Here is a 14,036-nt window from a genome sequence, read left to right as displayed (position 1 = left end):
AGGATGATTTGGAAAAACTCCACTTTTTTGAGGTTATTTGTTATCCCGTACAGTTAGGGAATGACGATATTTACTCGGGCTAAGCCCCTCCAGATTTTTGAAAACTTTGATAAAGTACTTATCCGTCTGATAACCCACCTGTTCCGCAATTTCCGAGATCGGCATGGTCGTCTGCACAAGCAACTCCTTCGCGCGCTGAATGCGTTTGCGGGTCAGGTATTCACTGAAATTGATTCCAATCTGCTCCTTGAACAAAACGCTGAAGTAACTGGAATTCAGATGAAGTAAATCAGCGATTTCACGCATGGTCACATGTTCCCCCAGATGAGCCTCCACATAGGTCAACGCTTCACTAATCTGGCTGTTGAGCCTCTGTTCTCCGCGCTCCTTGGCATCCAGAAGCTTGGGGTCAACCATTTCCTGCATCGTTTGAATGCGGCGCTGTTGTTCGCTGAACCTCAAGGCTTTCTCGACGGTCTGAAGCAACTGTTCCTTATCAATCGGTTTCAACATATACTCCACAACACCCAGCTTAATAGCCTGCTGAGCATACTGAAAATCGGCATGTCCCGACATAATCAGGACAACCGGTTTGTTCGAAAAATGCTGAATGGCTTCAATCAGAGACAAGCCGGAGAATTCCGGCATGCGAACATCCGTTATTAACAGATCTGCCGGCTGTTTCCTGAGCCATTCCACGGCCTGAGCGCCACTCTCCACAGTCTGGATGTGATTTCGGCCTGCCGACCATCCTTCCAGCGTCTTGCGAATCCCCTCTCTTGTACGCGGCTCATCATCAACGATCAGAATCGTTTTGTCATGAATCATGTGCACCCTCCGCTCCCTTGGGAATCTCAAAGCAAATAACGGTCCCTTCCCCAACCTTGCTCGTAATGGAAAGCCTGCAACGTTCACCAAGTTGGCTGCCAAAGTAAAGCTGCAGCCGCCGATGTACGTTGATCAGACCTACGCCTGTCCCCTTGTTGGATACAGCGGGACCCCCGTGTAATGCATGAATGACAGATTGAAGCCGTGATTCATCCATACCTGGGCCATCATCCCGAACCTCAATATGAACCTGATTCTCCTCCGTCGAAGCATCCACATGCACGCTTATCTTTCCGGGTCCCAGTTTACTCTCGATCCCGTGAAGAATCGCATTTTCCACCAAAGGCTGTATGAGCAGTTTCGGGATTTGGACCTTACGTACCGCATCGCTCAGCTGAATCTCCCATTGCATTCTTTCTCCAAGCCGCATCTGCATAATTCGAAGATAACGCTCTGCGTGTTCCAGCTCATCGGCTATCGTAACCCATTCATCCTGCTGGGAACTGGAGATAATGTAGCGAAATAATCGGGACATCGCCACAACCATACGTGCCATCTCCTCGTCCCCCTTCTCCTCAAGCGACCAATAGAATGCCTCCAGCGTATTGAACAGAAAATGGGGATTAATCTGAGATTGCAGCGCCTTCAATTCCGTTCGGGATTGTATGACCTCTTTCTCATGGACCACTTGGGTCAATTCGTTGAGCCTGTAAACCATCTGATTATAAACGTTGTTGAGTTCATTGATCTCCATCGTGGAGCTGACCATCAGATTGGGCCTCATCGCTCCCGGTTGCGCACTGCGCATAGCCCGCATCAACCGGATCAGCGGACGTGTAATCATGGTGGACAGAAAGAACGACATGATGAGGAACAGCACAACACCAATGATTCCCGAGACGAACAGCGCCGTCCTCAGGATGGATACCCCTTCCGTTGTCTCCAGAAGCGGGGTCAGGACAGCGAGTGTCCATCCCGTTCGTTCAGACTTCTGCCGAACAACGATATAGGATTCCTCGCCGTTCTGAACGACTGATCCGCTGTTCAATATGGCTTTAGGATCAAGATTAATCTCCAGGTTGGAAGTCACCACTTCTCCTCCCCCATCCAAGAGCATGATCGAGTCCTGCGAACCATCTGCCCCGTCCGAATCATTGAGTTGAAAAAAACTGCGCTGCATCCGCACCACAATATAGCCTCCATGTTCGAAAGAATGATCCAGCAGATTAATCCGCCGTATAGCCAGAAGCACACCCGGATCTTCAGGGTCAGAGCCCGCCCACACCAGTCTGCCTTTCCCTTCGTCCGCCTTGGTGATCCAGCTTCGCTCCACTCTGTGATTAAGAGATCGGTCATCCATCGGAAAGATGCGATGGTAACCGGTGGTGTAAATCTCCATACTTTGCGCGCCGTTGATGAAAGACTGATAGCTGCCTGCAATCTGTAAGAGGGCTTGACGCTGATTAAAGGTTGCCGGGTTGCCTTGCTTCTCATCGCTGAGCAGACGCTGCACATACGAATCATCCGCCACCTGGGCTGTCAGGGAGTTCACTTGTGCAATGAGTGCATCCAATCGGCCACTGGCTTGTACAGCGGTCTGATGGATATGTTTCTCGGCATTGCTTTTCAGCAGAGCAGCCACCCGGTCATAGGCCGATATGCCTGCGAGCAGTAGAACAGCGAGCATCACCATCACGAAACCAACGAAGATCTGATTACGAAGCGAGTTAAAGTGTCCTGTTTGCCGCTGCAATTCCCCATTCTCCTCCCTCTCTGCATGTAAAAGAAACCACCACCTTACGCCCGTGCTCTTGAAGACTGGGTACCCACGATGCCGATTCATCCACATATTCAGTTCATTGATTTAGAGCGCTTTCAAAACTAGAATTTACTCCCCTTTTCTTTCAGTCTTTGTTTATTGATTAAACTAACGACTACAAAATACCATAGTTTTACAGGTTAATCAATCCACTCAAGGCGTTCCCGAATGCTAAAATCCCATGCTCAAAAAAAGAGAGAGGACTCTCACAGTCCACCTCTCCTTGTTCATATCCCTTTGTTCATATTCATTTACAAATATCCTTTTCTTCCTGCAAAAATCCCTTTATTTAACAGATCCTTGGGTAACCCCGTTGATGATCCACTTCTGTGCAAACAGATAGATAATAATCATCGGCAGCAACGCGAGCAGGTAATGTCCCTGATGTATTAAGCTTACCACTGTAAAGCTTTTATCAGCGTGTTACGAACGTTCAATTTTCGGCAAAGCATTACGCAAACGCTTGGCACGATAACTCTGAAATGCACGAATCAACATGCCGATAATGATCATGACCACACCTATATTTATCGCGACATCAGCAAGATTCAGAATTCCGCGCCCCGACGGAAATACGAGAAAATCCGTTACACGGGCATAGATAAATCGATCGATCGCATTCCCGAGTGCTCCACCAACCATGAAACCAGCACCGGCTTGCATCCAGAAACCCCGAATCTCACCTTTACTCCGGTAGTACAGAATACCGGCTATGAACAGAATGGCAATTGCACCGAACAGACGTGCATTCCCCTGAAACAGACTGCCAGCCATCCCACTATTCTCGTAATGCTGCAACTGCATGCCAGAGTCACCCAGTCTCATGACGTCGCCAACTTCCATATACATCCTCACTGCGATCTTGGTTCCCTGATCCACCAGAGTCACCAGCAGTGCTACAAAATAAAACAGCATCGTGCCCTCTCCTCCTGCCCACTGGGCTATAACTTATTTTAACTTTAAGAATTTCGAGTATGATGTTCCTTTCACTTTACCATAGCCGATGTATGGTCTCCAAATGATCAGGCTTACATCATGCAGATGCTCCATCAACATCTCCAGTCTGCATCTGGCAGGTGCCGCGCTGTTCCACGTCGAATGTAGACATCCATCACATATACCAGCACTTTGCATCACTGATTGAAAGACATTGATTGATTTGATGCAAAATGCTCATGTAAAGGGGCTGCCTGTAATTTGAATTTCACCATGACAGAGAAATTAAAGGGAATGCAACAGGAAGAGAAAGACTTGATATTTAACAAGTTTCATTCAGAAGTGGCACTCCAGCTAGGCCTGCATTTGGTAGAGGAAGCGAAACGTCGCTCTCAAGCCGTGACCATCGACATCACGCTGAAGGGGCATCGTCTCTTTTTGCATGCTATGGAAGGCACTCATCCCGATAATGAGGATTGGATTCGGCGCAAAAATAACGTGGTAAACCACTTTCATTCCAGCTCCTGGCATACCGCCTTGCGACTGAGAAGTGAGAACCAAACGCTTGATCAGGATTATAATCTGCCTTCCTCAGACTATGTGCTGGCTGGCGGTGCTTTTCCGCTTATTCTGGAAAATGAGGGGCAGGTCGGCACCATTACGGTATCGGGTTTGCCTGATGAGGAAGACCATGATCTGGTGACCACAGGTATTCGCTCGTTTTTGTTGCAGTAAGGTTAGATTAAATGGAGCAAAAAAATCCGTACCTTCTATAGGTACGGATTAATGTTACATTAGTTAATTGCCGAGAGAACATCCAGCAGCATGGATTTGAATTTTGGACGATCAATCGCCTCGCACACACGTACATTCGGCTCCTTGCCGAAACGTCCGTTGATATCGACCACACTGTATCCGCGTGTTAACTCTCCTGCCGCTTCCACATCCACATAATACTGACCGGACTTGGTCATGATGGATTCATCTGCAGCTACAGCCATCAGCAACGTATCGGGATGAGTGGTACCATTCAGCTTATGTACGGACTTGTTGAACTGCATCACCACTTTATTGATCGCAGTGAAGAAGTCAGCACCTGATGTGCCCAAAGCCGCAATCTCTGCATGATCGTCATCGTCCATGACCGAATACTGGGTACACATCTCCCAGCCAACCATTGTGATCGGAATACCTGCATGCAATACAATTTTCGCTGCTTCCGGGTCTACATAGAAGTTATACTCCGCCGCTGGTGTAATATTGCCCAATGCATTGTTAGTTCCACCCATGATATACAGGTGAGCAATCTCTGGAATAATGGTGGGGTCCTTCTGAATCGCCATTGCAATGTTGGTCAGCGGAGCAATCGCCAGCAACTCAATCTCACCCGGATGTGCATGTACCTTCTCGATGATAAAATCAACCGCGTGCCCACTCTCGGGGCGTTGATCCGCTTTCGGGAAATGTGCGCCTCCCATGCCGTCATCGCCATGCACATCTTCCACTGTGCGATGCTGTGCTTGCCCGTAGGCCATCAGCGGACGCTCGCACCCTTTGTACACAGGCACTTTACCGCCATGCCCGGCAACCTGAACCGTGTACAGTGCATTTTCAACCTCCTGGTCGAATTGTACGTTACCGCCCGTTATAGTAATTCCTTCAACTTGAAAATGATGCAATGCCGTCAGGATTGCAATCGTATCGTCTCCTGCCGTATCTGTATCGATGATAACTTTTCTCATGATGCCGCGCCCCTTCTTTCCTTTGATATCGTTCTACATTATCGTTATGCCTAAGGATTTATTTTACATCAAAAACGTACCGATGACGATGGAAACGCCGATAATCAACGAACACAGCTGCTAGGGCTACTTCCGTATGGCCCCGAGCTACGGTGCATGGTATACCACGCTAATCTCTCGACGGATAGGTAATAGATAGCAAGTAGGCCGGAGAATATTCTCCGACCTACTTGCTCCACCTTACGCTTATGCCGATCCGGCTTATAACTCAGCCCACTGGGCCAATAGTTCATTGTATTCAACGGATATTTGCTCCCGCTCGTTCCATAATTGTTCCAGTTCAACCGAATGGTCCCCTACTGCTTCCAATTGGCGATCCAGCCCCTGAATCTGTGACTCAAGGCGTGCCAGGGTCTGTTCCAGTTTCTCTGCCGACTGTCTACTATCATTCGAATCCCTTAGGTTCATGGCAGCAGCTGTCGAGGGCGCTATCCAAGGGGTTATCTTCTTGCTCGATCCTGCCATAGCCTGACTTGTACCCGCTACACGAGCTTGCAGTTCAATCTTCTTCTCACGATACGCCTCATAGTCCCCCAGATAAGCGGTCATCTGACCATCCTCCAGTTCCCAGACACGGGAAGCGAGGCGATTGACGAAGTACCGATCATGTGAGATGGCAAGGACGGTTCCTTCAAAATCAACCAACGCCTCTTCCAACGCTTCTCTGGAAGCGATATCCAGATGGTTGGTCGGCTCATCGAGCAGCAGCACATTCGGTTTGCTTTGCACCAGTAGTGCCAGCCGCAGACGTGTCCATTCGCCACCGGATAATTGCCCGACAGAGCGGAATACATCTGCTCCATAGAACAGATATCGGGCCAAAATGCCGCGAGCCTCCCCTTCCTCCACACCTGCTTCCAGGCGGAAGTATTCGAGCACGTTCAGCCTCGGATTCACAGGTTCCTCCTGTTGAGCCAGATACCCCACATCCACGCGCGTTCCCCACTCCAGCTTGCCCGCATCCGGCTGTTCGTCTCCAAGCAACAGCTTGAACAACGTGGTCTTGCCAGAACCATTCCGACCAATAAGAGCAATCTTGTCGCCGTATTCCAACAGACCCGAGATCCCGCGCAGGATTGGACGTTCTCCATAACTCTTCTCCACTTCTTCCATTACAGCTACCCGTTTGCCTGTGCGGTCCGTTGGACGTACATCAAAGTCTGCATTACGGCGCTCCAGTACAGGACGCTTCACCTGTTCCATCCGCTCGATTGCTTTACGCATCGAAGCCGCCCGCCGGAAGAACTTTTCATTCCCGCCAACTCGGCCCCATTCCTCCAGCTGGCGGATCGTTTCTTTCATTTTCTTGATAACCTTCTGTTGCTCCTTGAACTCCTCGAATTGCTGCAACAGCCGTTGTTCCTTCACTTTCATATATTCCGTATAACCGCCAGCAGACGTTTCTGCTTCTCCATCCTCCAGCTCCAGTGTTCGATTCACTACCCGATCCAGAAAATAGCGATCATGCGAGATCAGGACAATGGTGCCGGGGTATTCTCGCAGGAATCCTTCCAGCCACTCGACCCGCTCCAGATCAAGATGGTTTGTCGGCTCATCCAGCAATAACAGATCAGGACTTACGATCAACTGCGAAGCCAGCACAACCCGAGTCTGTTCCCCACCGGACAGGGAGCCAAAACGCCCGCTGTAATGCGCCTTGGCGATATCCAGACCGTCTGCCACCTGATCGATCCGGGCATCCATTTCGTATCCACCCTCACGCTCGAACTGCTCTTGCAGTGCTGCATACCGTTTCAACAGCCGCTCCAATTGATCCGGATCTGATGCGCATGCCGGATCAGACATCTGCTGCTCCATTTGCTTCATTTGCGTGGAACACACCATGAGCTCCTTGAATCCAAGACTCAGTACATCCAGTACGGTATGGTCATCCATTCCTTCCGGAACTTGAGCCACATATCCCATTCGTGAATCTTTCTTAATCATCAATTGGCCTTCATCCGGCTTGTTCAGCCTTGCCATGAGGCGCATGAGTGTTGTCTTACCGCTTCCGTTGCGGCCGATGAGGGCGACCTTGTCGCCTTCCATAATTTCAAATGTAATGCCGTCCAGCACCAGATGTGCTCCGTGGTATTGAGTCAGTTGTTGCGCGCTAATCATAATCATAATAAGGTTCCTCCTATAGGTTGGAAGATCCTGACCGCAACACAAAAAGAGCCGCAGGAGGTTAGCTCCGCGGCCCTTCAGAATTCAAGCAATATCGCTTATCGTCCGAATGAGGTCAAGGCAGGCATCTTCTCGCACATGTTAACTTCCGTATATTCAAAATTGGACAGACTTCTCCCGTTGGTCAGAAAAGTATGAACAATGCCAGCCATAGCAATCGGCAGCTGGCTAATACGGTTGTTAAGCATCTCGTGATTCACCTGTCTTCACCTCCCTTTTTCATAAGTACTGTCAATATATCACAGACGGATGTGTTCCTGCAACCATCCCATCGCCCAATTCATCCCTGCTGTGCAGTAGCTCAATCGTTCCGATTAATGCCTTCCCCGTCGCCGAAGTACCACACCCGTAATCGCCACCGTGATCAGCGTCAACAGGCCCGATGTGCCCAGTGATACGCCAAGTAAAGCATATCCAATGCCATTCCAGCCGCCAATATTGATGCTAATCATAATCACAACGGCTCCGCCCAGCAAGGCTACACAAGGCAATATCGATTGTCCCCACGTCATTCGGCGCCCTTGCATCCGATAGATTAACCATACGATCAACAGTTGCACCGCCCACATGCCGAGCGTCCACATGATGAGTACTTCCATAAAGTCTCCTCCTAAGTGCTGGAAAGTGAAACTCCATCCGATTGTTTGCCTTATCCGCACAATTATCCTTTACTTCAACCAATCCGAGAAAAAGTTCCGATACCCTTCCTTCATCTTCGTGCGCGAAAAAGCACCAAACGCATACTCCCGGTTGTCTTCCGACACACTGCGCGGCGCGGCCGCAGCCATGTTCACCAGTTCAAACCAGTTATCCTCGTTGCCTGCAAAGGCATGCGTGGATCGAATGTGACCGTAGCACGCGTGCTCCGGTTTCACGACCATTTTGCCCATCGCCATCGCTTCCGTCAGTGGCATCGCAAACGTATCAAAGGCCGAACAGTTCCAATACACCTTGGATGAGTTCATCAACGTAAAGATCTCATCCTGCGTGAGCGCAAACTTCAGCTTCACGTTGACAGGAATGTCGTATTTCTTCATGGTTTCCTTATAGCGTACACCGCCGAACACCATATACACTTCTTTATCCGGGTTCTGCCGGGCATATTCCAGGACCAAGTCCGGGCGACGGTTCGCTTCATCCCGACCAATCCAGAGCACCCGATTATGCACGACCTGACTCGGGTCATAGTGCCGATTCGCCAGCTCTTCGCTAAAGCCGATCGGAATGACGTTTACGTCATGTACACCGAAATTGCGTCCAAGCTCTCTTTTCAGAAACTCGGTCTGCACAATCGCTTTATCCACCATCGTATAGAATGGCTTCATCATCTCATATCCCGTTAGCGCGGGATCGGGGAAACTGTGCGGGAACAACACGCTTTTCGGTAAAAACATCTTCAAAAAGGTGAACCCGGATACGGTGTAGATGACATGCTCTATATTTTGGTTATGAATCTGGTCCAGCACGATATCGTAATTCACCAAGTCACCTTTCTCATGCTCATAACCTGGCAACCAGTCGTATCCGCTGACATGACGCTCTGGTGAGATGAACACAATATCCACGCCCAGCTCCAGACCAATCTGCTTCAGCCGATCCGCAAATACGCGCGGCCCCTGAGCTTCCGTGAATTGAATTTTACGCATAACAAGTCCGACTTTACGCAAGCTTCTCACCCCTCATTTCTATTCCTCACGCATGTGCTTCATGCACTGTTCCAACGTAGCTACCGTCTCATTCCATTGGCTTCGCAGCTGTTCCTTCGGCCACACACATTCCTCACTTCTCAGATCGCCATCAATTAAACGCAGCATCCAGAGCGAGAATATAATAGCATAGGCGTCGTACCATTGTGCAAAAAAAACCCGTTCAATCTGCACGTCCAGGCTCCCCAGCTGGTCCAAATAAACATCCATGACTCGCTCTCGCAAGGCAGGCGTAACCGTTCTGGGAAACAGTGGATGCGAGAGATCCACCAGATGAACTACATCCCACAGCGGCGTGTTCAAATGGGCATGCTCCCAGTCCAAGATGACCAGTCTTCCGTCCACTTCCGCCATGTTACCTGGATGCAAATCTCCGTGACACAGAACGGTTGGAAGTTCTTCCTCTGCTGTGAGGATCAACCGGATGATCTTGTCCCAATCGGATGCAGACAGTTGCATGTCCAGCTTGGACAAGAGGTCAGCGGTAGATTGCCTATGCATGTGCAACTCATCCAACATCGTGCGAATGGACGGTTTCTGGCCCGCGCGAGGCAGCTCGCTCCAATTCGTAAGAGGCAACGCATGCCACGCTGCCATATGTGCCGCTGCGCCGAGCATCGTCGCTTCTTGCGAATCATGCACCAGTTGCCCCAAATCTTCATAGATCATCCAGCTCTGTGCCGGAGCAACCGTATGATCCGATGCAGCAATAAGCTGAGGAAAGATCGGTGGTAGACCAGACATCACACGCTCATACATCCATCGTTCCCGTCCATGCTGTGCAGGATTCGTCAGCGGTTTGAAAATATAACTTTCACCAATAGAAACAGTGAATCGCTCCACATATCGTCCGTTCATTCCTTTATACAGCTGTTCCCGGCTTGTTATATAGTGATCATTCAGCGTCCCTTCCGGGGTTACCCAACTGTACACATCCAACTCTTCGTTCACGCTACCCACCATCCATTTCGTTCACTGCTCATGTCAGATGTGACTGCTGCTGTCGTTCGCAATCTGTTGCACCTTTAACATCTTTATCCCTGCCCTACGTTATGCCGGCCCATCCGTTATGATTTCTATCCATCATACGTTGCCGTTCACAAGCCTGCAAGCCTTGGCGTAAGCCCTTATTCAACGCCCCCATTCGAGGTTCAACAAGTTCTGTTCTACTATGCCTGTTGCATTTTAGTTAGTAATCACTTACTATACAATCATGAAGAACAAATCTCATGTGGATAGCAAAAAGAAAGATATCCTACAAGCGGCGATGCGCTTGTTCGCAACCAAAGGCGTTGACGGCATATCCGTCAAAGAGATCGGTGATGCCGCCGGAGTAACCGATGCGGCGATCTACAAACATTTTAAAAACAAAGATGCCGTTGCCCTCGAAGCCTTCACCCAATACTGTGTCGACTATACTGCACTGATTGACGGGTATGTTCGCCGGGAAGGTCCCGTGTTGGAACGCTTCAAGCAACTGGTTACCGAGGTTCTCCATCTGCATGATGAAGATCCCTACGGGCTGTTGCTGATTTCACAGAATCACGAAATATTCATTGAAGCTGGAAGCAGCGAGGATTACCGTCAGCCATTGGATGCATTGATGGATCTCATCGATCTGGGAATGGTGCGGGGTGAACTGCCTCAGCAAGATTCGAGGCTCACAGCCGTTCTGGTGATTGGTGCGATTACACGCATGGCTGTCTCCAGCATGCAGGGTGAACTGCCAGAGCTACTAGTACCCTACACCGTGGAAACCGTTCACCGCCTCTCGTTGATGTTGGGACAGCTGCCTCAGGAGTAACCATGGAGCTGGACTGAAGCTAGAGATAGAGTAGCAGAGCGTAGAGAAAACTACGTGAGCAACTACAATGTTTCCGAAGGAAACAACCTTCGTATGCTTCCCCTCATTTCGGCTAAGTTTCAACTTCGATGCTGATGATGCCATCAGGCATGATTGTAATTAAAAGCGGACTTTTTGAGTAACCTCTATAAGAGTAATCGTCAACATACTATCAGGATATACCGATGGATTTCCAGGTCATACGTGACCTTTTCTTTTGCACATGAGGTTAGTGTTCATTAACTAAAATAGTCAGGAAGTGTCATCTTCGATGAAAAAAATACTAATTATTCAAGGTAACCCTGTCTCACCGAGTTATAACGGCGCACTAGCCGAGGCATATCGTAAAGGTGCGGTGCAGGCTGGTGCCGACGTCCGCATGATCACCCTGAACGAGCTCACGTTCAACATGAATCTGGAGGGAGGATATCGTAATAAACTTCCACTCGAACCGGATTTGTTACACGCCCAAGAATCAATCAAGTGGGCAGAACATCTGGTATGGGTATTCCCGATCTGGTGGGGAGGGCCTCCCGCCCTGTTGAAAGGTTTCATTGACCGAGTCTTCATGCCAGGTTATGCCTTCAAGTATCAAAAAGGTAAACCTTTCCCGGATCAACTACTTAAAGGCCGTACCGCCCGCATGATCACCACGATGGATGGTCCGAGCTGGTACTTTAAGTGGTTCCAGGGTGAGCCTGCACATAAAATGATGAAAATATCCACATTTGCACTCACCGGCATCAAGCCTGTACGGATAACAACTGTAGATCAAGTGGGTAAGAAGTCAGATGAACAGAGAAAGAATTCTCTGGATAAGATTGAGCAGCTTGGGCGGAAGATGGGGTAACTCCTACCTTATGTCGAAGCATTCGGGTTGCTGTATTTCGAAGACGATGTACTAAAAAAATTTCCGCGTTTGGCTGAACACAAAAAAGGAGTGTCCCCTAAGTCAACTCATGACAGGACACTCCTTTTAAGTATTCATTATGGTTTAACGAATCCTAGAGGCGTTATTTCCTCAATTTGTGTATCCTTACACTGATTTTCGCAGGTTTGCAACAGAATGGCAGCAAACGATGATAACCAACAAACAGCTATCTAAACCACACCATGAGTAACCCATTATCCAAATGAAATACGACCCGACGGATGCTCTGGCAAAATGGATGAAACCAGCTGCTGCACAGCCGGATGATCCGACTGCATGACTGAATCCCCGGCATCCCCGGAATAGACCAGCCTTCCCTGATCCATTACGGCGATACTATCGCAAATCGTCATGGCTGCCCGAATGTCGTGTGTGATAAAGAGATACGACAGCCCATATGAGGCTCTGAGCTCCGCCAGCAAAGACAGAATTTGAGTCTGGTTCACCATGTCCAGACTGCTGATCGATTCGTCCAGTACGATTAGCTTGGGCTTGAGCGCGATGGCTCTTGCAATGTTGACTCGCTGTAATTGTCCACCGCTGAACTGATGCGGAAGCTTGCTTGCATCCTCCGTTGTGAGTCCAACCTGTTCAAGTAGTTGTCCAACTACACGAAGTTGTTCCTTGGCAGACAATCGCTCGTAATTATCCAGCGGCTCACCGATGATTTGTGCGGCAGTCATCAATGGATCCACGGCTGAATAACAGTCTTGAAACACGACCTGCAGATCGCGCCGTAATCTCTTGAGCACCGATTTACTGGCGCGGTAGATATCCTGACCTTGAAATAAAACCTGACCCTGGCTGGGCTTCTCCAGTCCAAGTATGATTTTACCGAGCGTACTTTTACCTGCTCCGCTCGTACCCAGCAGTCCCAGACAAACACCCTTTTCAATCATAAGCGAAACATCTGTCAGCACAGGAGGACGTGCTCCCGAACGATCCAGCCAGCTGCGCTTACCGTAGCTATGGCTCACTTCTCGTACCTGAAGCATCAGGTCACCCTCCTCTCTTGTGCTTGGCAGAAACAATCTCCGAAGAAGACGAAATTACACATGCTGTGTCTATTTCTTCGACTACCCGTTCCAAATACAGCTCATGCCAGCTCTATATATACATTCAATAACGATTCGACTCTTCTGTAATTCGCTATCGTCCCAAAGACATACTTGGTCTAGCATGTAGTAACATTCGAGTATACTCATGCCGTGGCTCATCGAACAATTGGTACACATCCGCCTGCTCCACAATGCACCCCTTCTGCATGACCGCGACTTCATCCGCCATCTGTGAGATTACGCCAAGATCATGAGAGATAAGCAATATGGATGTGCCATACTCGGTACGCAATCGATCCAATTCCCTAAGCACGTTTAGTTGGTTCACGACATCCAGTGCCGTCGTTGGCTCGTCCGCAATAACCAAGGCTGGTCGCAGGCACATCGATATAGCGATCATCACCCGCTGCAACATGCCACCACTCAGTTGGAATGGATATCGCTTCATCAGTTTGGCCGGCTCAGGCAGGTTCATGTCTGCCAAGGCAGCTATGGCCTGTTCTCTGGCCTGTCCTTTCGACATTCCCGTATGGGTACGCAAGGTTTCAATGAATTGCGAACCTACTGTATATACGGGTGTAAAAGCATTCATCGGATTCTGCACAATGAAGCCAATGTCCTTGCCCCGGATGCGCCGCATCTCCTCACCTGACAAGGAGCTGAGTTCACGCCCATTAAGGCGGATGCTACCCGACACTTCCATCCTGCGTGGATCAAGCAGTTGGAGCAATGCATTACACGTAACCGTTTTGCCACTGCCACTCTCACCAACCAGACCGAAGACTTGACCTTTTTTCAGTTCGAAATTAACGGGCTCCAGTAACGGGACTGAACCTTCTGCTGTTCTAAGCCTCACTTGCAGATCCTGAACTTCGAGTACCTTCGCTGCATCAACCATCGCTACGCTCACCCCCGTTTGCTTTCCA

The 14,036-nt window shown here is 49.3% G+C and carries 14 protein-coding genes and 1 pseudogene; 3 read left to right on the top strand and 12 right to left on the bottom strand.

The genetic code is table 11. From position 1 onward, the window contains the following. Positions 1-33: 33 nt before the first annotated feature. From C0Q44_RS07210 to lspA, 4 genes and pseudogenes are all read right to left on the bottom strand, one after another. Positions 34-828, bottom strand: a complete 795-nt coding sequence (locus tag C0Q44_RS07210; RefSeq protein ID WP_105406660.1) for a response regulator transcription factor — start codon at positions 826-828, stop codon at positions 34-36. Next, entirely contained in the window at positions 818-2,581 is a 1,764-nt protein-coding gene (locus tag C0Q44_RS07205) for a cache domain-containing sensor histidine kinase (RefSeq protein WP_105406659.1), read from the bottom strand. The genes C0Q44_RS07210 and C0Q44_RS07205 overlap by 11 nt, the downstream gene beginning before the upstream one ends. A 351-nt stretch (positions 2,582-2,932) precedes the next feature. Beyond that, positions 2,933-3,022, bottom strand: a pseudogene (locus tag C0Q44_RS07200) (carbohydrate ABC transporter permease); the annotation flags it as partial. A gap of 48 nt (positions 3,023-3,070) precedes the next feature. Further along, positions 3,071-3,562, bottom strand: a complete 492-nt coding sequence (lspA, locus tag C0Q44_RS07195; protein ID WP_105406658.1) for a signal peptidase II — start codon at positions 3,560-3,562, stop codon at positions 3,071-3,073. A 294-nt stretch (positions 3,563-3,856) separates the two neighbouring features. Here lspA and C0Q44_RS07190 point away from each other — a divergent pair, with 294 nt between their 5' ends. Continuing rightward, positions 3,857-4,318, top strand: a complete 462-nt coding sequence (locus tag C0Q44_RS07190; RefSeq protein WP_105407633.1) for a heme-degrading domain-containing protein — start codon at positions 3,857-3,859, stop codon at positions 4,316-4,318. Between the two features lie 59 nt (positions 4,319-4,377). Here C0Q44_RS07190 and C0Q44_RS07185 read toward each other — a convergent pair whose 3' ends face one another. The 6 genes from C0Q44_RS07185 to C0Q44_RS07165 all read right to left on the bottom strand — a co-directional run bounded on the left by C0Q44_RS07185 (position 4,378) and on the right by C0Q44_RS07165 (position 10,229). After that, positions 4,378-5,325, bottom strand: a complete 948-nt coding sequence (locus C0Q44_RS07185; RefSeq protein ID WP_105406657.1) for a nucleoside hydrolase — start codon at positions 5,323-5,325, stop codon at positions 4,378-4,380. 261 nt (positions 5,326-5,586) lie between these two features. Next, positions 5,587-7,512, bottom strand: coding sequence for a ribosomal protection-like ABC-F family protein (gene abc-f / locus C0Q44_RS07180; protein WP_105406656.1), 1,926 nt, complete (start codon positions 7,510-7,512; stop codon positions 5,587-5,589). A 98-nt stretch (positions 7,513-7,610) separates the two neighbouring features. Continuing rightward, positions 7,611-7,772 (bottom strand): hypothetical protein, encoded by a 162-nt coding sequence (locus C0Q44_RS30090; RefSeq protein ID WP_181150888.1) that lies wholly within the window; start codon positions 7,770-7,772, stop codon positions 7,611-7,613. A 114-nt stretch (positions 7,773-7,886) separates the two neighbouring features. Then, positions 7,887-8,171, bottom strand: coding sequence for a YesK family protein (locus tag C0Q44_RS07175; protein WP_105406655.1), 285 nt, complete (start codon positions 8,169-8,171; stop codon positions 7,887-7,889). Between the two features lie 69 nt (positions 8,172-8,240). Continuing rightward, positions 8,241-9,239, bottom strand: a complete 999-nt coding sequence (locus C0Q44_RS07170; protein WP_105406654.1) for a glycosyltransferase — start codon at positions 9,237-9,239, stop codon at positions 8,241-8,243. A gap of 18 nt (positions 9,240-9,257) precedes the next feature. Beyond that, positions 9,258-10,229, bottom strand: a complete 972-nt coding sequence (locus C0Q44_RS07165) for an aminoglycoside phosphotransferase family protein (protein WP_258166199.1) — start codon at positions 10,227-10,229, stop codon at positions 9,258-9,260. Positions 10,230-10,491: 262 nt separating this feature from the next. On the opposite strand from C0Q44_RS07165, the gene C0Q44_RS07160 reads away from it, so the two are divergent. After that, positions 10,492-11,082 carry a TetR/AcrR family transcriptional regulator gene (locus tag C0Q44_RS07160; RefSeq protein ID WP_105406653.1) on the top strand — a complete coding sequence of 197 codons (591 nt, stop codon included), beginning with the start codon at positions 10,492-10,494 and terminating at the stop codon, positions 11,080-11,082. A gap of 310 nt (positions 11,083-11,392) precedes the next feature. Beyond that, complete coding sequence (locus C0Q44_RS07155) at positions 11,393-11,971, top strand: NAD(P)H-dependent oxidoreductase (RefSeq protein WP_105406652.1); 579 nt, start codon at positions 11,393-11,395, stop codon at positions 11,969-11,971. A gap of 275 nt (positions 11,972-12,246) precedes the next feature. On the opposite strand, the gene nikE is transcribed toward C0Q44_RS07155, so the two are convergent. Both nikE and C0Q44_RS07145 read right to left on the bottom strand, forming a co-directional pair. After that, positions 12,247-13,047 (bottom strand): nickel import ATP-binding protein NikE, encoded by an 801-nt coding sequence (gene nikE / locus C0Q44_RS07150; RefSeq protein ID WP_105406651.1) that lies wholly within the window; start codon positions 13,045-13,047, stop codon positions 12,247-12,249. A 154-nt stretch (positions 13,048-13,201) separates the two neighbouring features. After that, positions 13,202-14,008, bottom strand: a complete 807-nt coding sequence (locus tag C0Q44_RS07145; protein ID WP_105406650.1) for an ABC transporter ATP-binding protein — start codon at positions 14,006-14,008, stop codon at positions 13,202-13,204. Positions 14,009-14,036: the final 28 nt, after the last annotated feature.

This window comes from Paenibacillus sp. PCH8 (assembly GCF_002968835.1).
Classification (GTDB): Bacteria; Bacillota; Bacilli; order Paenibacillales; family Paenibacillaceae; genus Paenibacillus.
This window is presented reverse-complemented; position numbering and strand designations above follow the sequence as displayed.